A 22735-nucleotide genomic window follows, 5' to 3' on the forward strand; every position below is an offset into this window, starting at 1 on the left:
CGGACCACCGTTGCCACCCCTTTTCCCGCAACCTTCAATGACTCCCACCGCACTATGAAAGGAGGGACGACATGCTCGGCCAGTTCGTCAACGCCATCATCCTCGGTTCGCTCTACCTGATGTTCGCCCTCGGGCTTTCGCTGTCCTGGGGCGTGCTAAAAGTTCTGAACCTCGCGCATGGCTCGATCTTCATGTTCGGCGCGTTCAGCGCCTACATCGTCACGCGTGACATCGCCCCGGAGACACCGCTGTGGGTGCTGGTTATTCTCGCGGCGGTCGTAGGTGCTGTGCTCTCAGTGATCCTGCAGCTTCTCGTCTTCCAGCCGATCATGCGTCGAGCAGCCGACCAGCATGCGGCTGAGCTCGCCATCCTGATCGCCAGTATCGGTGCCAGCCTCATTCCTGTCGCGATCGCACTCAACTTCGCCAAGGCGGAGGTCGTGAACCTCCCCATGGAGATCACTCAGACGCCGATCCACAAGTTCGCCGGAATCACGATCTCTGATCTCCAAATCACGATAATCCTGGTGGGCATCATCTCCACGCTCGTTCTCTGGTGGTGGGTTTCGCGCACTCAAGGCGGGCGCGCACTGCGCACGATCGCGCAGGACCCGAAGACAGCAGAGCTGCTCGGAATCCCCGTTGCGCGGATGTCGGCGCTGACCATGGCGGTCAGCGGAGCTCTCGCGGGAGCGGCAGGACTTCTGCTCGCCGCCAACTCGAACGCCGTGGATGCCCACTCGGGTGAACATCTTCTTCTCAAAGCCTTCGCCATCATCATCCTCGGCGGGGTCGGATCCATTCCGGGTGCGGCACTGGGCGCCTTTGTGCTGGCCTTTGCCGAGACGGCTGCCGTCGTGTTCGTCGGCGGCAGCCTTCGCGACGCGATCGCCTTCGCTCTCATCCTCATCGTGCTGCTGGTACGACCGCAGGGTCTCTTCGGCGAGAAAGCATGGAAGCGCGCATGATCGAATTCCTGCAGCAGAATGATCTGCTCCTCAAGACGCTGATGATGTACGTCGTGCTCGGTCTGAGCGTCCAGGTAGTGCTGCGCGCGGGCGTCTTCTCGCTCGCGAGCGCAGGCTTCTGGGGTATCAGTGCCTACGCGACGGGCATCCTCTCAAAGCTCATCCCGTGGCCGTTGGCGATCCTCGTCGGGCTCGTCGTGTGTGCGGTGGCATCCGGCCTGCTCGCCCTGCTGCTCACACGACTGCGCGGCCTGTATCTGGGCATGGGAACGATTGCCTTCAACCTCCTCGTCGTCGCCGTTGCGCTCAACTGGACGCCGGTGACCGGTGGTGCGACTGGGCTCTTCGGGATTCCGATGACGATGTCACTGCCGGTGGCCATCGGTCTTGCGGTCGTCGCCGTCGCCTCTGTGGCGCTGTGGCAGTCCCGTTCCGGCGGACGCTTCGCCGATGCGCTGCGCACCGACGAGCCGCTCGCTATGTCCCTCGGGATCGATACCTTCAAGATCCGCATCGCGACTTTCATGTTCAGCGCCGTGCTCGGTGCCCTTTCTGGGAGCATGTCCGCACTGAGCTACGGAGTTCTAGGGCCGACCGACTCAGGGTTCTCTCTCGTCGTGGTAGGGCTGACGATCGTCGTCCTTGGAGGGACCTCTTCCTGGATGGGCGCTGTCATCGGCGCATTCATTGTGACGATGCTGCCCCGCTGGATCGGGTTCGTCCGCGAGTGGACGGATGTCGTGTACGGCCTGCTCATAATCGTCATGGTGATCTTCGCCCCCCAAGGCATCTGGGGCATCGTCCGGCAGCTGTGGCAACGGGCTCGGGAGCGAAGACTGCCGGATGCTCCAGAAGCACCAGCTACGACGGCGATCCGAGTCCCGAGCAAGAGGGAGCAGAAGTCATGATGCTGCAGGGGTCGCATCCGGTTCTCGGAGTCCAAGACGTCAAGGTCCATTACGGTGGCGTGCGTGCCGTCGACGGCGTCTCCTTCGAGGTCTGGCCGGGTGAGCTCGTCGGGATCGTTGGCCCCAACGGCTCGGGCAAGACAACCCTGGTCAACGCGATCACGGCGTTGACGCACACCACCGCAGGTGAGATTCGGGTCAATGGCGAGGTGGTCACGAAGCTCGGCGCGCCTCGCGTCGCGCGACTGGGCGTGCGTCGCACCTTCCAGTCGATTCGGCTGCTTCCCGATCTCACTGTCGTCGAGAACGTCATGCTGGGCGCCGATGACGGTGGGCATCCGCTCAATGTTGCCTTCCGCCCTTTTCGTGCAGTCAAGGCAGAGGGGCGTTCGCGCATTGCGGCGCTCGAGGCGCTGGATCGTGTGCGGATGGCAGAGTTCGCGGAGCTGCTGCCTGGGGCCCTACCTTACGGCTTCCAGCGTCGCGTCGAGATCGCACGGGCCCTGGCGAGCTCGCCAGAACTGCTCCTACTGGACGAGCCGGTCGCGGGAATGAACCCGCGCGAGCGGGAGGAAGTCTCTGAACTCCTGATGAACCTGCGCTCCGAAGGCCTCACCCAGCTGCTCATTGAACATGATCTGGGACTTGTCACGCGAGTGTCGAACAGGATCGTCGTCGTTGATTTCGGCAAGGTGATCGCGACAGGCGATCCGCTGGAAACGATTCGTAACGAGCGAGTGAGGGAGGCCTACCTTGGTCGAAAGAACGCATGATCTGTTGCAGGTGAATGACCTGCGAGTCGGATACGGACCGCTCATCGGCCTCCGTCACCTTGATGTCACCGTCCAGCCCGGTGAGATCTCGGTGATGCTCGGCGCGAACGGTGCGGGGAAGTCCTCCGCGCTCAATGCGATTGCAGGCTCCGTCAAGCCTAGATCCGGCCGGATCGTCTTCGACGGAGTCGACGTCACACGTAAGCCGGCGTGGAAGATCTCTCGAGCCGGCCTTGTGCTCGTTCCGGAAGGGCGCCACATCATCGGGCCGCTCACGGTGTCGGAGAACCTGCGACTCGGAGCATTCGGTCGGAGCTCTGCGAGCGCGGTTCGCGAGGGGGAGGAAGAGGTCTACGAGATCTTCCCGATGCTCGCCGAGCACCGACGCAGCCTTGGCGGACTCCTCAGCGGTGGACAGCAGCAGCTTCTCGCCTTCGGGCGTGCCCTCATGGCGAAACCGAAGCTGATTCTGCTGGATGAGCCGTCGATGGGACTGGCGCCGATCATGGTCGACCGGGTGCTCGAAGCGGTCGTCGAGATCGCCGGACGAGGCATCGGCGTGTTGATGGTGGAGCAGAATGCGGCTGCGCTGGATGTGGCTCATCAGGCCGCGGTGCTCGAGCAGGGCATGGTTGCTGTGCGCGGCACCCCGGAGGAACTGCGAGCAGACGACCGCGTCACCCAGGCGTTCCTCGGAGTCGCGTGATCGGCGTGCCTTGCTACGCCCTCGCCGTGAGGCGGCGCGTATAACTCAGTCGGTCTGTCACGACGTGACCGGAGATGCGGCCCGACGCGATATTCACATAGCCGCTTGCGTACAGCGCACCGTAGACGCCGATCAGTGCATCGGATTCGGATCCAAGTCCGCCGGTGTACACGCCCTCTGCGCGGATGTGGAAGGCTGCCTGCTCGCCGCAGCTGAACAGGTCTAGAACGTCGACCGTCAATTCCTCGAGTCGCGCGCGCTGGTGCCCGGCTTCGAGCTCGTCGTCGAACTCGACAGTGTTGCTCGTGAAGAGATCACCGCGCTCCAGCCAGGCACGCACCGCTGATTCGGTGTCCCGTGATGCTTCAGAAAAGGAGTCCGTCCATGGGTCAGCGCCGGGCGAGGGAACCTCGTGGGACGCGGCGCTTTCTGATTGGCGACGTCGCGAGAAGTAGTCCTGCTCCACGCGACATTCGGTGAGGCGCTCGCCGTCCCAGCGATACATGCTGATGCCCCGCCACGAGGTGAGTGCTCCCGTGAGGAGCGACTTGCCGTGCTCGCTGAAGCGCAGCGCGGCACGGTCACCGTTGGTCATGAAATCGTGCACGGTGAACCCGAGTCCTGGGTACTGTCGATACTGCTTCTCGGTAGCCGGTTTGTACGCATCGTCACGCCCGCGGATCTCGAACTCGCCCATGCGCAGCACGTAGTCCTCGATCATCAGCCGATCGCAGACACCGAAGTCGTGACTGGCCGTGTACGCAAAGGCGTAGTCGCGCAACAGGAGTCCGAACGCCGGGATGCGTGCACTGGTCATAGATTCCATCATGTGCTCTCAGATCAGGCCGCGCGTACGCAGGCGGTCGGCGACATCGGTGATCTCGTCGCGGATCATCGTCGGGATGCTGAAGGAGTCGAGGGAGAGAACCTCATCGAGGTGCGCGGCGATGTCCTCGGCTGTGGCGTCGGCGTTCGGTGAGATCCACCCGTCGGTCAGCCCGTAGACGATGCGTGCGTAGCGGCCGGCGAGAGCGGAGAACGCCTCTCCGCTCACTCGGCAGTCGTTGCTTGCCAGATAAACAGTCAGCGGCGCGACGGTCTCTGGTGAGCGCCGCGGCGTGAGTGCGTTGAGGAGCGCACGCACGCCTGCCGGATCATCGCCGACATGAGCAGTCCCCGTGGAGATCTCGGAGACTGCGTAGGGGAGCACAGAATTGACCTTAATCCCGAGATCAGCTCCCTCGAGAGCGAGTGTGCGTGCGAGGGCGATCAACCCGCCCTTCGCTGCACCGTAGTTGCCGTTTCCGGCGTGCCCGAAGGAGGAGCTGGAACTGGTGAAGACGATGCGGCCGTACCCTTGCATCTTCATGTGCGGCCAGGCAGCTCGTGTCGTATACATCGCAGCCAGGAGGTGCACGGCGACCACCGACTCCATGTCTTCATCGCTGAGCTCCTCAATCGTTCCGGTGCGCAGGAACCCCGCGTTGTTGACCACAGCGTCAATGCGGCCGAACGATTCGACGGCGGTGGCGATGAGGCTCTCGGCACCAGCGGAGGTCGCGATATCGGAGTCGTCAGCGACCGCACGCCCCCCAGCAGCGTCGATCTCTGCAACCACAGTGTCCGCCCGTGGCTTGCCGTCTTCGTTCACCGCCACGTCGTTGATGACGACCGCGGCACCGCGGTGGGCGAGTTCAAGAGCGTACGCGCGGCCAAGGCCACGTCCGGCTCCGGTGACGATGACGCTTTGACCGTCCAGTCGAATCTCTGTCATGGCTACCTCTGGGTCGGGGATGGTTGGTATTCAGGCCGGCGGTGCGTCCGCGCCGCCCCCGACGAGCTCGCCGATGGCGGCATTGGCATCGTGGACCGCGTCACCGATTCGACTGATCCGACGGGCGTCGCCGATCAGGATGGAGGTGATGCCGCGTTCGGCGAGTTCTGCCGCAAGGCTGTCGTCACTGCGGCGGCCCTGCGCGATGATGACCATAGCCGCGGCGACGTGCGTGGCTTCAGCGCCGTCGTCGAGCATGCCGCCGTCCTGATCGATCGAGACAAGATGCGTGCCGGTGCGGATCGTGACGCGGGGATTCGTGCGCAAGCGGGCGAGCAGAACCTTGCGGTACAGCGGCTCGGCAGCACGGGCGAGCTGACGCTCATTCGAGCGTGAGACGAGCACCACGTCCAGTCCGTGCGCAGCCATGAGCTCCGCTGTTTCGCAACCGGTCTCGCCGCCGCCGTACACGAGCACGGGGCCATGCCACTTCGCGGGAGACGGTCCACGGCGAAGGAGCAGGTCGTAGGCCGAGACGACGTGCGGCAGATGGGTTCCCGGAATGCCGTGATTCATTGGCTGAGTTCCCTGCGCTTGAATCACCGCGAATGGGTCGAGCGCGAGAATATCATCGAGGGTGGCGCGAGAGCCTAGCCGCACCTCGACCTGTGTGGCAGCGAGACGGCGTTCGAGATAGTCCCGGTACCAGAGCAGCTGATCCTTATGCGGTGGTGCCGCCGATGCGATGATCCCCCCGCCGAGCCGCAGCTCGCTTTCGAACAGCGTCGTGGCGAAGCCGATCGAATCGGCCTGCACCGCGGCAGCGATGCCACCGGGGCCGCCGCCGATGATCACGATCTGTCGGCCGCGGCCGACGTCTCGGGAGAGCAACGGCACGCGCTCTCGTCCGGTCCGCGGGTTCTCGGCGCATCCGGTCGGGAGGTGCTGGAAAACGCGATCCGCGCACCAGTTGCAGCTCGTGCACGGGCGGATATCCGCGCCGCGTCCCTGCGCCGCTTTGGCAACCCAGCGGGCATCGGCGAGCAGCGGGCGTCCTAGAGCCACCAGATCCATGTCTCCGCGAACGAGCGCAGCCTCCGCGGTTTCCGGAGTGCGCGAACCGATGCCGGCAACTGGGACCGTCACGGCATCCTTGACGCGCCGGGTCATCCCGAAGCGCCAGCCCTCTTCGGACATGGGATCGATCGTGCGTTCCAGTGAGCCGGTGAGCGATCCCGTCGAGACATCGATGCCGTCTACTCCTGCGGCAACCAAGCGTGGAGCGATCCGCACCATGTCGTCGATGCCGAGGCCGCCTGGTGTGAAGTCGTCGGCAGAGATGCGGTACAGCAGTGGAACCTCGCCGATGGCAGCCTTTATCGCGCGGATGACGGCGGTGGGAAACGCGAGCCGGCGCTCTTCATCTCCACCCCATTCATCGTCCCGCGAGTTCATCGCGGGGGAGAGGAACGCCATGAGCAAGTATCCGTGCGCGCCATGCAATTGGATCGCTTCGTAGCCCGCGCGTAGCGCGCGAACCGCAGCGTCGCGGAAGCTGACGATGAGACCGGCGATCTCATCGCCGGTCAAAGCGCGGGCGAGCAAGCTGCCGTCACGGCGTGAGCGGACTTCGCTGGGCGCCACAGCCAGTTCATTCTCTCTCGGGACGGCGAATTGGCCAGGCAGCTGAAGCTGCAATGCGGGAGTCGCTCCGCCAGCGCGGATCGCGGCGACCAGTCGTTCGTGGCCAGGGACCGCGTGTTCGTCATCGAAGATGAGCTGACGCTCCTCTGATACGCCGTATGTGCTGTCGACGCAGGCGAATTCGACGGCGATGAGACCGACGCCGCCGTACGAGCGCTCCGAGTAATAGGCGATCTGGGCTTCTGACACGTGGCCACCCGGGTCCGACAGTCCCGAAGACATCGCGGCCATCATCGTGCGGTTGCGAACGGTTGCCGACCCCAGCCGGAACGGGCTGAGCATCGTGGAATAGGCCGTCACAGGATCACCACGTTCGCGATTCCATCGACCGTCCGAACTCCTTCCTCGGTGTCGAGCCAGACGCGACTGATGATGTGCAGGCCATCGGGGCGGCGCTCTACGCTCTCGATGCTCCCGCCCGCGGTGACGACATCGCCTTCAAAGACGTTCGACAGCAGTCGCGTCTGGAAGTTCTGCAGACGCGCAGCGGGAAAGTTCCTGCGCACCATGTCCATGATGTAGGCGAGGTTGGTGGGGCCCTGGTTGATAAGTCGGTCGCCGAGCCCGAGCGCGCGCACGGCGGTGGTGTCGAGGTGGATCGGGTTCGGATCGTCCAGCAGGACTGACATCGTCTTCATCGCGCCCGCGGTGACCGTCGTGACCCGATGGGGGACGAGGGCGTCTCCGGGAGAGTACTTGGTCATGACAGATCCTTTCGTGGCAGCACGAAGGAGAGCCGGGCGGATGCGATGGTCTCGCCGCCGTCGCCAATGAGGCGCTCTTCGAAATCGAGGAGATCGAACACGCCAGCTCCTCTGCCTTGCTTGCGAGTGATGCCGAGGATCGTGCCTTCGACGCCGTAGTCGGTGTCTGCCCGCATTGGTGCTTGATACCCGAACTCGACGCTGCCGAGCATCGGCCCGTCGTCGATGTCGAAATCGGCCAGGGCGCACACCTCTCGAACGCTCATGCCGATGCCGCGCTGGGTGGCGAGGTAGGCGTAAACGGGGTGCAGTTCATCTGCGGGCGTCTCCGTACCCAGGGCCTCAGTGAGCATCGCGGCTTCGGACGCCGGAATGCTGATGCTGCCTGCAGTCAGTTCGGTACCAGGCAGGTCTCGAAGACGCTCTGGAAGGTCTATCTCGGCCATGGATGCTCCGGTCTCTTCGTTGAGAGGTCCCCGACGAAGCACGGGAGGACCCTTGTGATACTATACCGACTGATTGGTAGAAATCAAGGTGATCGGAAGGTCTGTCATGGCATTCACGCGGCCCGCACGGTCGATTTTCGAGCCCGAGCACCAGGAGTTCCGCAGCGCGGTCCGTGAGTTCCTCGCACGCGAAGCGCTGCCCAAGGTTGCGCAGTGGAAACGCGATGGCATCATCGACCGCGATTTCTGGCGCAGTGCTGCCGAGAGCGGCTTCGTGGGCTTCGCCGCTGACCCCGAGTACGGCGGGCTGGGCATTCGCGACTTCCGGTACAACGCGATCATTGAGGAAGAGGTTGTCTACGCCGGGGCTGCGACAGACGCGTTCCAGCTGACCAACAGCATCCTCGTGCCCTATCTGATCGACCTCACCACCCCAGAGCAGCGTGAGCGGTGGCTGCCCGGTGTCACCAGCGGTGACATCGTGCCGGCCATCGCCATGTCCGAACCTGGGGCAGGCTCCGACCTGCGCGGAATCAGAACCACCGCCCGGTGGGAGGGTGAGCAGTGGGTCTTGAACGGATCGAAGATCTTCATCACCAGCGGAATACAGGCCGATCTGGTGATCGTCGCGGCTCGCGTCGAGCGAGACGACATCGAGGGCCTCGGGCTCTTCGTAGTCGAAGGCGGTGCTGCGGGCTTCGAGCGCGGGCGCAAACTCGACAAGATCGGCCGCGAGGCTCAGGACACTGCTGAGCTCTTCTTCGAAAATGTCGCAGTCCCGGATTCCAACGTGCTCGGCGAAGCGGGCAAGGGTCTCGGTCTCATGATGCGCAATCTCGCCTCCGAGCGCCTTGCGATGGCGGTCACTGCACTCGCTGATGCGGAGCGTGCGCTGGAGCTCACGACGGAGTACACCGAGCAGCGGACCGCTTTCGGCAAGTCGATCTCGAGCTTCCAGGCCAACAGCTTCGACATTGCCGAGATGGTCACCGAGGTGCGCGTGGGGCGCGTCTACGTCGACGACTGCATCCGTCGTCAGGTCGCCGGCGCCCTCAGCGACGCGGAGGCGGCCGGCGCCAAGTACTGGGCCACCGAACTCGAATGGCGCGTGCTCGACCGCTGCCTGCAGCTGCACGGCGGTTACGGATACATGAATGAATACGAGATCGCCTGGCGCTGGCGCGATGCGCGTGTGCAGCGCATCTACGGCGGCACCAACGAGATCATGAAGGAGATTGTTGGGCGTTCGATCGCTCGGTGAGGATTCCACAAGCCAGCGTCCTCTAGTGCTCGATGTTACGCCCCGACTTCACCAGGGTATAGCGGCGTCGGGCGATCTTCCAGCCCTCTGAGCTGTGCACGAGCTCGTCGTCGTAGATGCCGTATCCGTGGTGAAAGTCGACACTGTCGCGCAGCTGCAGGATGACATCAACATAGGAGCGGCACGTCGCAGAATAGCCCTTGATATCGGGCGTGATGTTGGTGATGCGGTGCAAAGTGTGTCCGTACGCCTCGTGCGCTGAAATCATCCAGTCGGTGATCTCGGCTGCGCTGCGCCAACGACCGAATGGGCGGTAGTCTGCCTCGCACTGCTCTGTGAAGCACGAGCGGAACAGCGCCCAGTCTCGCCTGTCGATGCCAGTCGCGTAGCGGACGAGAAGATCCTGGATCTCGAGCGTGACGCGAAGCGTGGTCGTGTCCATCATGACTCCCAGGGCGTCGCACTTCGCTGATCGGCTACATGCCGGGGAGGCCTGCACGCACGAAGTCGGTGCAAGTCTTCGACAGCTCAGCGGGTGAGATGGTGCCTGAGCGGTACCACGTGTACGGCCAGCAGATGATAGCCAGCACCATGTTGGCGACGAGTCGAGTATTGGCACTCTGGGCGAGAGAGCCCTCGGCCTTTACCTCTTCAAGAAGCGCGATCAGTGCATCGTCGTAGGCATGGCGGGCTTCGCGCACGCTCTTGAGCCGGTCGCCTTCGAGCCTGTGCCATTCGTGGTGGTAAACCGCTACCCGGGTGACGTTGAGAGCGAGATACGTGACCTGCGCGTCGACGAAGTTCAGCAGCCGCTGCAGAGCTGGGACATCTTCCTGCTGGCGGGCCTCGTCGAGTTGCGCACGGGAGACCTCGTGGACATCTTCCACGATTCGGTAGAGAAGGTCTTCCTTCGACTTCATGTAGTAGTAGAGGCTCCCTTTGAGTAGCCCTGTCGCACGTGCGATGTCATCCATCGAAGTCTGGGCGTACCCCTGGCGATGAAAGAGGCTCTCGGCGATCTCCATGATCTGCTGAGCGCGTTCGATGCCCTTTGCCGTACGTGGGGAGTTCCGTGAGGGGTCGGAATCCGTAGTCGTCGTGCTCGCCATGTGTTCCTCCGTGCTGTCAGTCTGTCGTGACCCGCGCAGCCGGGCGCGGCGCCATGCGGATATCGTCGCGATCAAGTTGAGCGACCAGATGGTTCTGCAACTCGAACTTCTTCACTTTCGTTCCCGACATTGGCCATTCGACCACGAAGCGCACGTATCGCGGAACTTTGTACGTTGCGATCTGATCGATGCAGAACTTGATGATATCGGCCTCGGTCGCCTCCGCTCCGGGATTCAGTTCGATGAAAGCTGCGGGAACCTCGCCGTAGCGAGAATCTCGCACGCCGACGACCTGAGCGACGCGCACAGCCGGGTGGCGCACGAGCAGGTCTTCGATCTCGATAGCGGCGACGTTCTCGCCCCCGACCTTGAGCATGTCTTTGTAGCGCCCGCCGTAGATGAAGTTGCCGTCTGGGCGCCGTGCGGCGCGGTCGCCCGAGTGGAAGAATCCGTCGTTGTCGAACACGGCGCCGTTGATCTCAGGGGCTTTGTAGTAGCCCTTGAAGAGGGCGTATCCGCGGTAGCAGAGCTCACCGAAGACGCCGGGTGGAACCTCTTCGCCAGATTCCGGGTCGACGATCTTCGCCTCCATCCCTGGCACGAGGCGTCCTAGCGTGTTGACGCGGATCTCGAGCGGATCCTCCGGATGTCCCAACGTCAGATTGCTGGCGGTCTCCGTGGCCCCATACGAGGTTACTTGAGGAGCCCACGGAATCCGGTCCTCGAACTGCGCCATGCGCTCGGGGGTCGCGATGTTCTGGATAACGCGCACGTGGGCTAGGTCGGCGGCGTCGAAGTCGGGGTGATCGAGAATCGGGAGCCAGATAGCCTCGAAGGCGGGGTAGAGCACGGTGCATCTCTCATCTCTGATCGTGCGCAGTGCCTCGCCTGGCTCGAAGTGGCCCGCGTGGCAGTACGTGGCGCCGATCGAGAAGCACGCGAACATCGGAACGATGCCGCCGCAGTGGAACAGGGGGAGCGGGTCCCAGAATGCATCTTCCTTGGTAAGAGAGAAGAACGACTGTGCGACGTTCGGCCCGTGGCGAGAGATCGATTCGTGGGTGAGAAGGCATCCTTTGGGCAGCGAGGTGGTTCCCGAGGTGTACATGAGCAGCGCGATGTCGTCCAGGTCCACGTTCGCCTGCCGACTCCGGAGTACCTCGGGTGAGACTCCGGTCGCGGCCGCATCGAACTGTGCGCGCGTTAGGAAAGGCTCCACGCGGCCGGAGAAGTCGACGACATGTCGAAGGGTGTCACCAGTGGGCTCATGCGTGTCGCCGGACTGTGGGTTCATGGCGTGATGAACGAGTCGAGGATAGTCAGGGGCTGCATCGTCAGTGCTCACCAGAAGGATGCTGAGATCGGCGTGACCGATGATGTAGCTGGCCTCGGCCGCTTTGAACCTGCCGTTGACCGGCACGCTCACCGCACCCGTCTTTGCGATGGCGATGAGTGCGATCACGAAGTCCGCGCAATTGTGCATCAGGATGCCGACATGGTCGCCGTGGCTCACACCAAGTCCGATGAGGCTCGATGCGAACGCATCCGACCGCTGCGCAAGTTCTGGATAGCTCAACCGCACGCCTGTCGGCATGACGAGTGCCGTCCCGCCGTTGACGGCCGACTGGCGGTCGACGATATCGCCGAGGGGGATCACTGGAGGGGATGTGCTCACGACTGCTCTTCGTCTTCGCCCGCGGTGCGCAGCTGTCGGTCGATGGCGACGCGATTGCTGGCGCCGCGCAGACCGGTCACTGCTCCGTCTGTCGCATCGCCGATCGCACAGACCCAGGTCTCGACTGGCAAGCCGATCTGTCCGTCGTAGCCGGGCAGGCCGCCTTCGTAGCCCCCCACGATTCGCGCGTTGAATGCGACCCGAGATCCTTCGGCCACGATCGTGATCAGCTCTGTCTCCGTGATTCGAATGCGGGGCTGTTCAGCATCCGCGAATCCAGGGTCGAGGCGAGAGTCGGCCGGCGGCCAGGTCTCGAGCCCATCCAGCCATGCGCGCACGATCAGCTCAGCCGCTTGCGAGGCGGCGGGGTTCGCGTCCTCGTGCCCGGACCATGGATCCGTGGCGACGAGTGGTACTTGGTTGCTCACCGCTGAGGAGAGTTGGCGACGTTTGCCGTAGTGGTCTTGTTCAACCCAGCACTCGACGAGCCGTCCTTCCGCGACGCGGTAGATCCCCACGCCAATCCATGAGGCCTCACGATCGGGCATGCGAGCAGAGCGACCGTGCTCGCTGAAGAGCACCGCGGTCTGGTCTTGGTCGGTGATGAGCTCATGGATGCTGTACCCGAGCTGGGGGAACTGATCCATCTGCTGCTGCACGGCAGGAAGGTAGCTTTCGTCGCGCCCAACGAGCGTCGCTGTCCCGACATGAAGGGTGTAGTCCTCGCTCATGATCTCTCGAGGCACGGCGAAGTCGTGGCTGTTCACGAATCCGTACGCGTAGCGGCGCATCAGTTCGATCATCCGGTAGCTCCTCATCGAGTGGATGCTCTAAGGATACACCTTATTCGACCAAACGCACGGTCGAACGTGTATGGTCAAACCAGCAGATGTAGGGGGTACGGATGGACAGTATGACTTTGCTCGGGCGTGCCGCGCTCGTCACCGGTGGTTCTCGAGGGATGGGCCGCGCGATCGCCACGAAGCTTGCCCGCGAAGGTGCCACCGTCGCATTCTCATATCGCAAAGACAGCGATGCTGCGCAAGAGGTCGTTGCCGAAGTAGAGGCGTTCGGCGGTCGCGCGGTGCCGATCGTCGGTGATCTACGCGCCCCTGGTGCGGCCGGTGACCTCGCCCGTCGAGCAGTAGACGAGGTCGGTCCGATCTCTGTGCTGGTGAGCAACGCGGGTATGGCCTCTCGTGGCGACTCCGTCACCGATTCCACTCGCCGGGAGTACCAGGACATGCTGCAGATGCACGCGTTCTCCGTGGTGGAGATGGCGGAAGTCGTGCTCCCTGCGATGAGAGAGGCGCGGTCAGGCAGCATCATCGTCGTCACCAGCAATGTGACGATCTCCTTGCCGCCCCACACCGCTCCTTATGCCGTTGCGAAGACATCGGCTGAGGCGATCATGCGCGTGTTGGCTCTGGAAGAGCGCGCTCACGGCATCCGCGTCAACGCGATCGCTCCAGGGCTCGTGGCGACCGACATGGGCGAGCGCCTGATCCGCGCCAGCGTAGACAGCACGCTCGACGCTCTCGACGACACCTATCCGTTCGGACGGGTCTGTCGACCGGCAGATATTGCGGATGCTGTGGCATTTCTCGCCGCGCCGGATTCTTACATCACCGGTCAGCGGCTGGTCGTCGACGGCGGCGGTCCGGCAGCGCAGCTCTACTGACGAGGAGAACGATTAGTCATGCAGGACTGGACGGCTCCAGGAGCCTGGGAGATCGCGCCCGATCTCTATCGAATTCCGCTCGCGATGCCCAACAACGGATTGCGCGCGGTCAACGTGTACGCGTTCCGTGACGGCAATCGCGTCACGATCGTCGACTCCGGATGGGCTGTCCCGCAGGCGCGCGCGCAGCTGGAAGAGGCGCTGCAGAGCATCGGACTCGGCCTTGATTCGATCGATGAGTTCCTCATCACGCACTCCCACAGCGACCACATCACGCTGGGTGTGCAGCTGCGTGCGGAATTCGGCATGAAGCTGAGCATCGGCAAGGATGAGGAGCCGAATATCCGAGCCGTCATGGATCACTGGTCCAACGGCTTCAAGCTGAACTTCGAGCGCCTCCGCGCAGCGGGAGCCGGCAGCGTCGCAGACGCGATGCAGGCACGTGTCGAGGCAAACCCTGACGCCGAGCGTATGGCGGAAGAGTTCTTCGAACTGCCGGACCGCTGGTTGCAGGGCGGAGAGGTCATTGCGTTGGGGCGTTATCGGCTGCGTGCGATCGCGACGCCAGGGCACACCCGCGGGCACCTCGTTTTCGCCGATGAGGATGCCGGCCTCATCGTCACGGGTGACCACGTTCTGCCTACCATCACACCCTCTATCGGATTCGAAGCACAGCGCAACGGGCTTCCGCTCAAACGCTTCCTCGAATCGCAGGAGGCGATGCTCGCACTGGCAGACCTCCGTGTGCTCCCCGCGCATGGCATGGTCACTGACAGCCTCCATGCACGATCGCGTGAGCTCATCGAGTATCACGAGCAGCGACTGGACGACAGCTTGGCAGCCGTGCGCGGCGGTGCGTCCAGCGCGCTGGATGTCGCGCGCGCGATCGGGTGGACGAGGCGGCAGCGCCACTTCGGCGAGCTCGACGAGTTCAACCAGATGCTTGCTGTCCTCGAGACGGTTGCGCACCTGGACGTTCTCGTCGACCGTGGCGCGGCCGACGCGCAGGCGTCCGACGGTGTGAAGTCCTACCTGTTGGCGTAAGCAGAAGCCACCGGGAAGGCCTCTGCGCCGAGCTCGGCGCAGCGCTCCGTGATACGGGAGCGGCCTTGTGCGTCTGCCCAGTGGAACGGTCCGCCCAGCGCGCGCGGGAAGCCAATTCCCAGTACCGCAGCGACGTCGCCGTCAGCAGGATTGCTGATCGTGCCGTCTTCCCAGCAGAGGAAGCACTCTGTGGCGAAGGCGAGCAGCAGTCGATCCGCAATGGTCTGCTGATCGAGGTCATTCGCGGCTGCTCCGAGGGTCTGCGCAACAGCTGGGTTCGCGCCGGTGCGCTTGCCATCCTCATACACGTAGAAACCTGCTCCGAAACGCCGACCGGCGACGCCAGCGGTGATCAGAGACTCCAGGGCTCGGCGCACGGCGGCGACATCGAGGCGCCCGGCGAACACGGGCTCTGCAACCTGAGCGATACTCGCTTTGACGACGAGATCGAGGGTGGCCTCGTCGTGTGCCTGGAGGGGCCCGATCGGGAAGCCGGCAGCCTTCGCGGCCGCGTCGACCGCTTCGACGGGGGCGCCGTCGAGCAGAAGGAGGACCCCTTCGATGAGCCACCGGGCGTAGACGCGGGAAGTGAAGAATCCGGGTTTGTCGGCGACGACCACAGGGAGCTTCCCGAGGGCTCTTGCAAGGCTGCTGGCGCGCGCGACGGTCTCGGGCGAGGTGCCATCGTGCGGGACGAGTTCGACCAGCGGCATCCGCTCGACCGGCGAGAAGAAGTGCATTCCCAGGAATCGCTCTGGTGCGGTGACCGCGGTCGCGAGGCGGCCCACGGGGATCGCGGAGGTGTTTGTCGCAATGAGCGTCGCGGCCGAGACGACATCGCTCACCAGGCCGAGCGCTTCGCGCTTGACCTCGGGCAGCTCGAAGACGGCTTCGATCACGGCGTCCGCGCTTTCAAAACCGCTCCACTCCGTCGTGCCCGCCCAGTTCGCGCCGAGCTCATCTTTGCGGGCGGGCGCACTGCGGGTGAGGACACGGTCGAGGTAGTCGCGGGCTCCGTCGAGCTTGTCTTCGGTGACGTCGCGCACGACCGCGGATAGTCCGCGGCTCGCGGCAGTGGCGGCGATGCCGGAGCCCATCTGGCCTCCACCGATGACTCCGATGCGGTTGAACGCCGCGCCGCTGCCGCGACTGCTCTTCTTTATGGCATTCTCGGCTTCGAACAGGTGGATGCGGGCTTTGGCCTCTGAGCTGTCGACCAGGGTGAGGAAGGCTGTGCGCTCTGCGGCGCAGCCTTCCTCATAGCCTCCAGCTGCGCCAGCGCGCACGGCGTTGATGATGGCTTGCGCTGCTTCGGATGCTGCATCGCTCTCGCGTGCGGACACCGCAGCGAGAGCGGTCGAGGCATCGTCAGCGACGCCCGCGCGGGGCAGTTCGCCGGCCACCAGGCTCCGGGCCGCGTTGAGCGCCGAGGTGAGCAGCTCACCCTCTGCGATGGCGGCGACAAGGCCGATCTCTCGCGCCCTGGCTGCGCTGATCCCTCCGCCCTGGAGAAGGAGATCGAGTGCGGTCTCGGTGTCGATGAAACGTCGGATGAGCTGGGTGCCGGCGCCCCCCGGGATCAGGCCGAGCGTGATCTCGGGGAGGCCGAGAGTTGCATCTGGGGTCGCCACGATCGCATGCATCGACAGGGTGACTTCGAGCGCGCCGCCGAGCGCCGCGCCGTGTACGGCAGCGACATAGGGCTTGGGAGAGTCGGAGATCTTGAGCATGAGCTCATGCACGGATTCGAGAAAGCTCTCGGCATCCGGGCGTGCGACGAGCTCGGGTAGCCAGGAGACATCCACCCCGGCACCGAAGGCGCCTGGCTTGCCAGAGATCAGCACCGCAGCGGAGACGGAATCGTCATTCGCCACAGCATCCACGTGCCCACGGAGGTCGATGAAAACCGATTCGTCGACGACGTTCATCGACCGATCAGGGTAGTCGAACGTGAGGACAGCGACGCCGTCATGATCGATGCGCGTGATCCGTGCTGTACTGTTCATTGTGTTCCCGTCTACCAACCGACCATTCGATTACTACTATTGCATTCGACAACACGGTGCGCAACGGCGGCCGGCGCGTACGGGACTGGAAATTCTTCATCAATGGCGCGAAAGGACTTCACAATGGCTCGTGAACTCACTCACTTCATCGGCGGAAAGCGTGTCTCCGGGGTATCCGGCCGCTTCGCTGATGTGTTCAACCCTTCGACAGGCGAGGTCCAGGCCCGTGTGCCGCTGGCGACCACGGCCGAGGTCGAGGCCGCGATCACCAACGCCGAGGCCGCGCAGGTCGGCTGGGGCGCAACCAACCCGCAGAAGCGCGCCCGCGTGCTGATGAAGTTCGTCGAGCTGATCAACGCTGACGCCCCCGAACTCGCGAAGACCCTCTCTCGCGAGCACGGCAAGACTTATGAAGACTCGCTCGGCGACATCCAGCGCGGGGTCGAGGTCATCGAGTTCGCCATCGGCGCTCCGCACCTGCTGAAGGGCGAGTACTCCTCCGCTGCCGGCACTGGCATCGACGTCTACTCGATGCGTCAACCCCTCGGCGTCGTCGCCGGGATCACCCCGTTCAACTTCCCCGCGATGATTCCGTTGTGGAAGCTGGGCCCGGCGCTGGCCGCAGGCAACTCGTTCATCCTCAAGCCCAGCGAGCGCGATCCCTCCGTTCCGCTGCGCATCGCGGAGCTCTTCCTCGAGGCGGGCCTCCCGGCCGGTGTGCTGAACGTCGTCAACGGCGATAAAGAAGCGGTCGACGCCATCCTGCACGATGACCGCGTCAAGGCGGTGGGCTTCGTCGGCTCGACCCCGATCGCGCAGTACATTTACGAGACTGCGGCGCAGAACGGCAAGCGAGCGCAGTGCTTCGGTGGTGCGAAGAATCACATGATCGTGATGCCGGATGCTGACCTCGACCAGGTCGCGGATGCTCTCATCGGCGCAGGCTACGGCTCCGCGGGCGAGCGCTGCATGGCAATCTCGGTTGCCGTCCCGGTCGGCAAGGAGACCGGCGACGCGCTAGCGGCGAAGCTCACCGAGCGGGTGAAGGCGCTGAAGATCGGCCCCGCGCTCGGCGAAGGGGTCGACTATGGTCCGCTCGTCACGGCGGATGCGCTGAAGCGCGTCGAGGGCTACATCCAGACCGGCATCGATGAGGGCGCCACTCTCCTCGCTGACGGTCGCGGCTACATGGTCGGGGGCTACGAGAACGGCTTCTACCTCGGCCCGACCCTGTTCGATGACGTCACCCCTGACATGACCGTGTACAAGGAAGAGGTCTTCGGCCCCGTCCTGTTCATCGCCCGTGCTGACGGCTACGAACAGGCCCTCGCGATGGCCACTGACCATGAGTTCGGCAACGGTGTGTCGATCTTCACCCGCGACGGCGACGCGGCCCGCGACTTCGCGGCACGTGTCGAGGTCGGCATGGTGGGAGTGAACGTCCCGATCCCGGTGCCGATCGCGTACCACACGTTCGGTGGCTGGAAGAAGTCCAGCTTCGGCGACCTCAACCAGCACGGCCCCGACTCGTTCCGCTTCTACACGAAGACGAAGACGGTCACCAGCCGCTGGCTCTCGCACGACCTCAAGGAAGGTGCGAGCTTCGTCATCCCGACGATGCACTGACACCATGTACGCATCACTGACTGACGAAGACCGCGCGGCGCTCGTCGATGCAGTCCGCGATTTCGCGACCGCTCGGCTCGCGCCGAATGCGGCGGAGTGGGATGCCGAGAAGCACTTCCCGACCGACACGTTGCAGGAGGCGGGCGAACTCGGCCTCGGCGGCATCTACGTCCGAGAGGACGTCGGCGGCTCCGGCCTGTCCCGCCTCGATGCCGTCGCGATCTTCGAAGAGCTTGCCAAGGGCGACACGACGATCGCGGCGTACATCTCGATCCACAACATGGTCGCCTGGATGATCGACGAGTTCGGTGACAAGCACCAGCGCGAGCGCTGGTTGCCTGGCCTGGTCGCGATGACCGACCTCGGCAGCTACTGTCTCACCGAGCCCGGAGCAGGATCTGACGCCGCGGCGATCACGACGAGTGCCAGGCGCGGGGGTGACGAGTACGTGCTCAACGGCACGAAGCAGTTCATCTCGGGCGCGGGCTCGTCAGCCGTCTACCTCGTGATGGCACGAACCGGACCTGCCGGGCCGAAGGGCATCAGTGCGATCCTCGTCCCCGCCGACGCTCCGGGGCTCAGCTTCGGGCCGAACGAGAAGAAGATGGGCTGGAACGCGCAGCCCACCCGTCAGGTCATCTTCGAAGACGTGCGGGTGCCCGTCGGCAACCGTCTCAGCGAAGAAGGCGATGGCTTCGGCATCGCTATGAAGGGCCTCAACGGCGGACGCGTGAATATGGGTGCCTGCTCACTCGGCGGTGCGCAGTGGACTCTCGACCGTGCGACCTCCTATGTGCAGGAGCGAGAAGCCTTCGGCGCGCCGCTGGCCGCGAATCAATCGATCGTCTTCGCCCTCGCCGACATGGAGACCGATCTGCAGGCAGCGCGTGCGCTGCTGCAGCGCGCGGCTGTGAAAATGGACGAGAAAGCGGCGGATGTGGCATCCGCGTGCGCTCTCGCGAAGCGATTTGCGACGGATGCCGGGTTCCGCGTCGCCAACGAAGCGCTCCAGCTCCACGGTGGGTACGGATATCTCCACGAGTACGGCATCGAGCGGGTCGTTCGCGACCTGCGCGTGCACCAGATCTTGGAAGGCACGAACGAGATCATGAAGCTCATCGTCGGCCGCGAGCTGCTGGCGGGTGTGCGATGACGGATACTGCAGAGCCGGAGATCCTCTTCGAGAAGCGGGGCCGGCTCGGAGTGATCACGCTCAACCGTCCGCGCGCGATCAATGCGTTGAACCATGACATGATTCGAGCGATGAGCGATGCGCTCACACGATGGGCCGGTGACGAGGCGATCGAAACCGTCGCGATCACGGGAGCGGGTGAGCGAGGACTGTGCGCCGGCGGCGACATAGTCAGTCTTTACGAAGACGCCGTCTCCGGTGACGGTTCTGCGTCGGCGGCGTTCTGGTTCGACGAGTACCACCTCAATGCGCAGATCGCCCGCTATCCGAAGCCGGTCGTCGCGATCCAGGACGGCATCGTCCTCGGCGGTGGCATCGGGATCTCGGCGCATGCCTCGCACCGCATCGTCACCGAACGCAGCAAGCTTGGACTGCCCGAAGTCGGCATCGGCTTCATCCCTGACGTCGGGGCCACCTGGCTTCTCTCCCGCGCTCCGGGCGAGCTCGGCACCTTAGCCGACCTCACCGCAGGTTCAGTGGGAGCAGCGGATGCCATCGCGATCGGCCTCAGTGACACCTTCGTACCTGCGAGCAGCATCCCGAAACTCCTCGGCGCACTCGAGCGCACCGGGGCCGGCGAGGCTGTCACGCTCCTCGCCGCGGAGCCCGGTGAATCACCGTTGCTGGCCGCGCGCGACTGGATCGATGATGCGTTCTCAGCAGAGTCGGTCACCGAGATCCTCGACCGGCTCCGCGCCGCTGGGGATGCGGATGCCGACAAGGCCGCTGCCGCCATGATGGCGAAGTCCCCCACTGCGCTCGCAGTCGCTCTGGAATCGCTTCGCCGGGCGGCTGGTTTCACGAGCCTCGAGCAGGCTCTTGATCAGGAGTACCGTGTCTCGCGCCGCGCCCATGCTGGGGCGGACTTCGCCGAGGGGGTGCGCGCACAGGTCATCGACAAGGATCGCAACCCGCAGTGGCAGTCCGTGAACGATCTGGATGCCACCGCCATCGACACGTACTTTCAGCCGTTTGGCGACGAATTAGGACTGAAGGAGAGTAACAATGTCTGACATCGCATTCCTCGGCCTCGGACACATGGGCGGTCCGATGGCCGCCAACCTGGTGAAGGCCGGTCATGGCGTGATCGGGTTCGATCCGATGCCCACGGCTTTGGACGTTGCAGGTGAGAACGGCATCGAGATCGCCCCGGACGCGAACTCCGCCGTTGCTGCCTCCGATATCGTCATCACGATGCTGCCCAGCGGCCGTCACGTGATTGCCGCCTACCAAGGCGACGAGAACACACCGGGCCTGTTGGCCTCCGCAAAGCCGAATACCCTGTTCCTGGACTGCTCGACCATCGCGGTCGACGAGGCCCGACAGGCTCACGACCTCGCCCTCGCCGCAGGCCACCGCGCGGCGGATGCGCCGGTCTCCGGTGGCGTCGTCGGAGCGGAGAAAGGCACGCTGGCGTTCATGGTCGGCGCGAGCGATGAGGACTTCGCGGCAGCCCGCCCGATTCTCGAGGTCATGGGCGCACGCATCGTGCACTGCGGCAGCTCCGGACTCGGCCAGGCGGCCAAGGTCTGCAACAACATGATCCTCGGCATCTCCCAGATCGCCGTCGCTGAGGCATTCGTCCTCGGCGAGCGCCTCGGGCTAAGCCATCAAGCGCTCTTCGATGTGGCGTCCAATGCCTCCGGCCAATGCTGGGCGCTGACGACGAACTGCCCGGTTCCAGGGCCCGTTCCCACCAGCCCCGCTAATCGCGACTACCAGCCCGGGTTCGCAGGGGCTCTTATGTCGAAGGACCTCGGGCTCGCTGAATCAGCGATCGCCCTCACCGGTGTCGACGCACAGTTGGGGCGTCACGCACGGGAGATCTACAAGACGTTCGCCGATGGCAACGGGGCCGGGCAGGACTTCTCCGGCATCATCAACTCGATCCGCGCCCAAAGCACGGTGGCTGATTCGTGAGCGGAGCGGACATGAGCAGTTATGAAGCTGTCATCGTCGAGACCAAGGGGCGCGTGGGTTGGATCACACTGAACCGACCGGAGGCGCTCAATGCGCTGAACTCCATCCTCATTCGTGAGATCGTCACGGCGAGCAGAACTTTCGATGCGGATCCCGAAATCGGCGCGATCGTGATCACGGGTTCGGCCAAGGCCTTCGCCGCAGGAGCGGACATCAAGGAGATGGCTGACAGCGGTTATGTCGATATGTACCTTGCCGACCCCTTCGCGAGCTGGGCCGAGTTCGAGCGTCTGCGCACCCCCGTGGTTGCGGCAGTGGCCGGTTTTGCCCTCGGTGGCGGCTGCGAGTTGGCGATGATGGCCGACATCATCCTTGCCGCAGACACCGCGAAGTTCGGGCAGCCTGAGATCAACCTCGGTGTGATCCCCGGGATCGGCGGGACTCAGCGCCTGCCGCGCGCGATTGGCAAGTACAAGGCAGCGGAGCTGATCCTCACCGGGCGAACCATGGGCGCCGAAGAGGCTGAGCGCGCAGGCCTCGTCTCGCGTGTGGTGCCGGCCGATCAGCTTCTCGCAGAGACGGGCAAAGTCGCCGAAGCGATCGCATCCAAGTCGCTGCCGGTGGTCTACGCGGCGAAGGCCGCCCTCCAAGCAGCCCAGGAGACGTCGCTCGCCGAGGGGCTTCGCTTCGAGAAGCAGGCGTTCGCCGCGACGTTCGCGCTCGATGACCAGACAGAAGGCATGGCTGCTTTCCGCGACAAGCGCGCACCGGAGTTCAGCCACCGTTGAGTGGCCTCTGCGCGTGACGACTAGTCCGTGACGGCGTCGGCCTCGACCTCAACGAGCACGTCGGGCTCGAAGAGGTAGTCGACGCCGATGACCGACAGCGGAGGCAGCGGCTGCGGAATGCCGAGCTCCTCGATGACGCTTTCGAGACCGGCGATGAAGTCGTCGTATCGCGACGGCTCCCAGCGGGCGACGAAGAAGCGCAGGCGCACCACATCTGCGAAGCTCGCACCGGCACCCGCCAACCCTCGTGCGGTGTTCCGTAGCGCATGGGCGAGCTGGCCCGACAGGTCGCCCGGGAACAATCTGTTCGCGTGCTCGTCCCGGGCGATCTGACCCGCAACGCTGATCAGGCGCTGGCCGGATGCTACGGAGACGTGGTGGTAAGGAACGGGCTGGAACATGCCCTCTGGGGTGAGAAGTTCAACGGTCATATCAGGCTCGCTTTCGTGG

The 22735-nt window shown here is 64.3% G+C and carries 23 protein-coding genes; 12 read left to right on the top strand and 11 right to left on the bottom strand.

The annotated features are described in order from the left end of the window. Nucleotides 1-71: 71 nt before the first annotated feature. Genes ACTU6U_RS08055 through ACTU6U_RS08070 form a run of 4 tightly spaced genes read left to right on the top strand, consistent with a single transcriptional unit; the run spans nt 72 to nt 3355 of the window. Complete coding sequence (locus ACTU6U_RS08055) at nt 72-968, top strand: branched-chain amino acid ABC transporter permease (protein ID WP_443468606.1); 897 nt, start codon at nt 72-74, stop codon at nt 966-968. Further along, nucleotides 965-1876 carry a branched-chain amino acid ABC transporter permease gene (locus tag ACTU6U_RS08060; protein ID WP_443468607.1) on the top strand — a complete coding sequence of 304 codons (912 nt, stop codon included), beginning with the start codon at nt 965-967 and terminating at the stop codon, nt 1874-1876. The genes ACTU6U_RS08055 and ACTU6U_RS08060 overlap by 4 nt, the downstream gene beginning before the upstream one ends. Beyond that, entirely contained in the window at nt 1873-2649 is a 777-nt protein-coding gene (locus ACTU6U_RS08065) for an ABC transporter ATP-binding protein (protein WP_443468608.1), read from the top strand. Before ACTU6U_RS08060 ends, ACTU6U_RS08065 begins: the two co-directional genes overlap by 4 nt. A 10-nt stretch (nt 2650-2659) precedes the next feature. Beyond that, a complete protein-coding gene (locus ACTU6U_RS08070; RefSeq protein WP_443468609.1) occupies nt 2660-3355 on the top strand; it encodes an ABC transporter ATP-binding protein in 696 nt (231 codons plus the stop codon). 13 nt (nt 3356-3368) lie between these two features. Here ACTU6U_RS08070 and ACTU6U_RS08075 read toward each other — a convergent pair whose 3' ends face one another. The 5 genes from ACTU6U_RS08075 to ACTU6U_RS08095 are packed head-to-tail and all read right to left on the bottom strand — an operon-like array spanning nt 3369 to nt 8025. Then, entirely contained in the window at nt 3369-4172 is an 804-nt protein-coding gene (locus ACTU6U_RS08075; RefSeq protein ID WP_443468610.1) for a nuclear transport factor 2 family protein, read from the bottom strand. 18 nt (nt 4173-4190) lie between these two features. Next, the gene (locus ACTU6U_RS08080) at nt 4191-5129 is read right to left on the bottom strand and encodes an SDR family NAD(P)-dependent oxidoreductase (RefSeq protein WP_443468611.1); all 939 of its coding nucleotides are present in this window, start codon (nt 5127-5129) and stop codon (nt 4191-4193) included. A 30-nt stretch (nt 5130-5159) separates the two neighbouring features. Continuing rightward, nucleotides 5160-7133 (bottom strand): oxidoreductase, encoded by a 1974-nt coding sequence (locus ACTU6U_RS08085; protein WP_443468612.1) that lies wholly within the window; start codon nt 7131-7133, stop codon nt 5160-5162. Beyond that, the gene (locus tag ACTU6U_RS08090; protein WP_443468613.1) at nt 7130-7537 is read right to left on the bottom strand and encodes a MaoC family dehydratase; all 408 of its coding nucleotides are present in this window, start codon (nt 7535-7537) and stop codon (nt 7130-7132) included. Before ACTU6U_RS08090 ends, ACTU6U_RS08085 begins: the two co-directional genes overlap by 4 nt. Beyond that, nucleotides 7534-8025 carry a hypothetical protein gene (locus ACTU6U_RS08095; protein ID WP_443468614.1) on the bottom strand — a complete coding sequence of 164 codons (492 nt, stop codon included), beginning with the start codon at nt 8023-8025 and terminating at the stop codon, nt 7534-7536. The genes ACTU6U_RS08090 and ACTU6U_RS08095 overlap by 4 nt, the downstream gene beginning before the upstream one ends. Before the next feature lie 64 nt (nt 8026-8089). Here ACTU6U_RS08095 and ACTU6U_RS08100 point away from each other — a divergent pair, with 64 nt between their 5' ends. Next, nucleotides 8090-9244 (top strand): acyl-CoA dehydrogenase family protein, encoded by a 1155-nt coding sequence (locus ACTU6U_RS08100; protein WP_443468615.1) that lies wholly within the window; start codon nt 8090-8092, stop codon nt 9242-9244. Between the two features lie 22 nt (nt 9245-9266). On the opposite strand, the gene ACTU6U_RS08105 is transcribed toward ACTU6U_RS08100, so the two are convergent. Genes ACTU6U_RS08105 through ACTU6U_RS08120 form a run of 4 tightly spaced genes read right to left on the bottom strand, consistent with a single transcriptional unit; the run spans nt 9267 to nt 12831 of the window. Beyond that, nucleotides 9267-9689, bottom strand: coding sequence for a nuclear transport factor 2 family protein (locus ACTU6U_RS08105; RefSeq protein WP_443468616.1), 423 nt, complete (start codon nt 9687-9689; stop codon nt 9267-9269). A 31-nt stretch (nt 9690-9720) separates the two neighbouring features. Beyond that, nucleotides 9721-10353: a TetR/AcrR family transcriptional regulator gene (locus tag ACTU6U_RS08110; RefSeq protein WP_443468617.1), complete on the bottom strand. Its 633-nt coding sequence runs from the start codon at nt 10351-10353 to the stop codon at nt 9721-9723. Between the two features lie 16 nt (nt 10354-10369). Continuing rightward, nucleotides 10370-12028 (bottom strand): AMP-binding protein, encoded by a 1659-nt coding sequence (locus ACTU6U_RS08115; RefSeq protein WP_443468618.1) that lies wholly within the window; start codon nt 12026-12028, stop codon nt 10370-10372. Then, a complete protein-coding gene (locus tag ACTU6U_RS08120) occupies nt 12025-12831 on the bottom strand; it encodes a nuclear transport factor 2 family protein (RefSeq protein WP_443468619.1) in 807 nt (268 codons plus the stop codon). Before ACTU6U_RS08120 ends, ACTU6U_RS08115 begins: the two co-directional genes overlap by 4 nt. Nucleotides 12832-12932: 101 nt before the next feature. On the opposite strand from ACTU6U_RS08120, the gene ACTU6U_RS08125 reads away from it, so the two are divergent. Then, a complete protein-coding gene (locus ACTU6U_RS08125; protein WP_443468620.1) occupies nt 12933-13709 on the top strand; it encodes an SDR family NAD(P)-dependent oxidoreductase in 777 nt (258 codons plus the stop codon). 18 nt (nt 13710-13727) lie between these two features. Beyond that, nucleotides 13728-14753, top strand: coding sequence for an MBL fold metallo-hydrolase (locus ACTU6U_RS08130; RefSeq protein WP_443468621.1), 1026 nt, complete (start codon nt 13728-13730; stop codon nt 14751-14753). Here ACTU6U_RS08130 and ACTU6U_RS08135 read toward each other — a convergent pair. Further along, on the bottom strand, nt 14738-16759 hold the full coding sequence (locus ACTU6U_RS08135; RefSeq protein WP_443468622.1) for a 3-hydroxyacyl-CoA dehydrogenase NAD-binding domain-containing protein: 2022 nt from the start codon (nt 16757-16759) through the stop codon (nt 14738-14740). The genes ACTU6U_RS08130 and ACTU6U_RS08135 overlap by 16 nt on opposite strands. A 123-nt stretch (nt 16760-16882) precedes the next feature. Here ACTU6U_RS08135 and ACTU6U_RS08140 point away from each other — a divergent pair, with 123 nt between their 5' ends. The 5 genes from ACTU6U_RS08140 to ACTU6U_RS08160 are packed head-to-tail and all read left to right on the top strand — an operon-like array spanning nt 16883 to nt 22285. Then, nucleotides 16883-18385 carry a CoA-acylating methylmalonate-semialdehyde dehydrogenase gene (locus ACTU6U_RS08140; RefSeq protein WP_443468623.1) on the top strand — a complete coding sequence of 501 codons (1503 nt, stop codon included), beginning with the start codon at nt 16883-16885 and terminating at the stop codon, nt 18383-18385. Nucleotides 18386-18389: 4 nt separating this feature from the next. Continuing rightward, nucleotides 18390-19538 (top strand): acyl-CoA dehydrogenase family protein, encoded by a 1149-nt coding sequence (locus tag ACTU6U_RS08145; RefSeq protein WP_443468624.1) that lies wholly within the window; start codon nt 18390-18392, stop codon nt 19536-19538. Further along, nucleotides 19535-20590, top strand: a complete 1056-nt coding sequence (locus tag ACTU6U_RS08150; RefSeq protein ID WP_443468625.1) for an enoyl-CoA hydratase/isomerase family protein — start codon at nt 19535-19537, stop codon at nt 20588-20590. The genes ACTU6U_RS08145 and ACTU6U_RS08150 overlap by 4 nt, the downstream gene beginning before the upstream one ends. Beyond that, nucleotides 20583-21497, top strand: a complete 915-nt coding sequence (mmsB, locus tag ACTU6U_RS08155; protein WP_443468626.1) for a 3-hydroxyisobutyrate dehydrogenase — start codon at nt 20583-20585, stop codon at nt 21495-21497. The genes ACTU6U_RS08150 and mmsB overlap by 8 nt, the downstream gene beginning before the upstream one ends. A gap of 11 nt (nt 21498-21508) precedes the next feature. Continuing rightward, nucleotides 21509-22285, top strand: a complete 777-nt coding sequence (locus ACTU6U_RS08160) for an enoyl-CoA hydratase (RefSeq protein WP_443468627.1) — start codon at nt 21509-21511, stop codon at nt 22283-22285. 20 nt (nt 22286-22305) lie between these two features. Here the strand turns inward: ACTU6U_RS08160 and ACTU6U_RS08165 are convergent, their stop codons facing one another. After that, the gene (locus ACTU6U_RS08165) at nt 22306-22716 is read right to left on the bottom strand and encodes a RidA family protein (protein WP_443468628.1); all 411 of its coding nucleotides are present in this window, start codon (nt 22714-22716) and stop codon (nt 22306-22308) included. Nucleotides 22717-22735 lie beyond the last annotated feature (19 nt).

The organism is Microbacterium zouquanmingi (assembly GCF_052266695.1).
Taxonomy (GTDB): Bacteria; Actinomycetota; Actinomycetes; order Actinomycetales; family Microbacteriaceae; genus Microbacterium.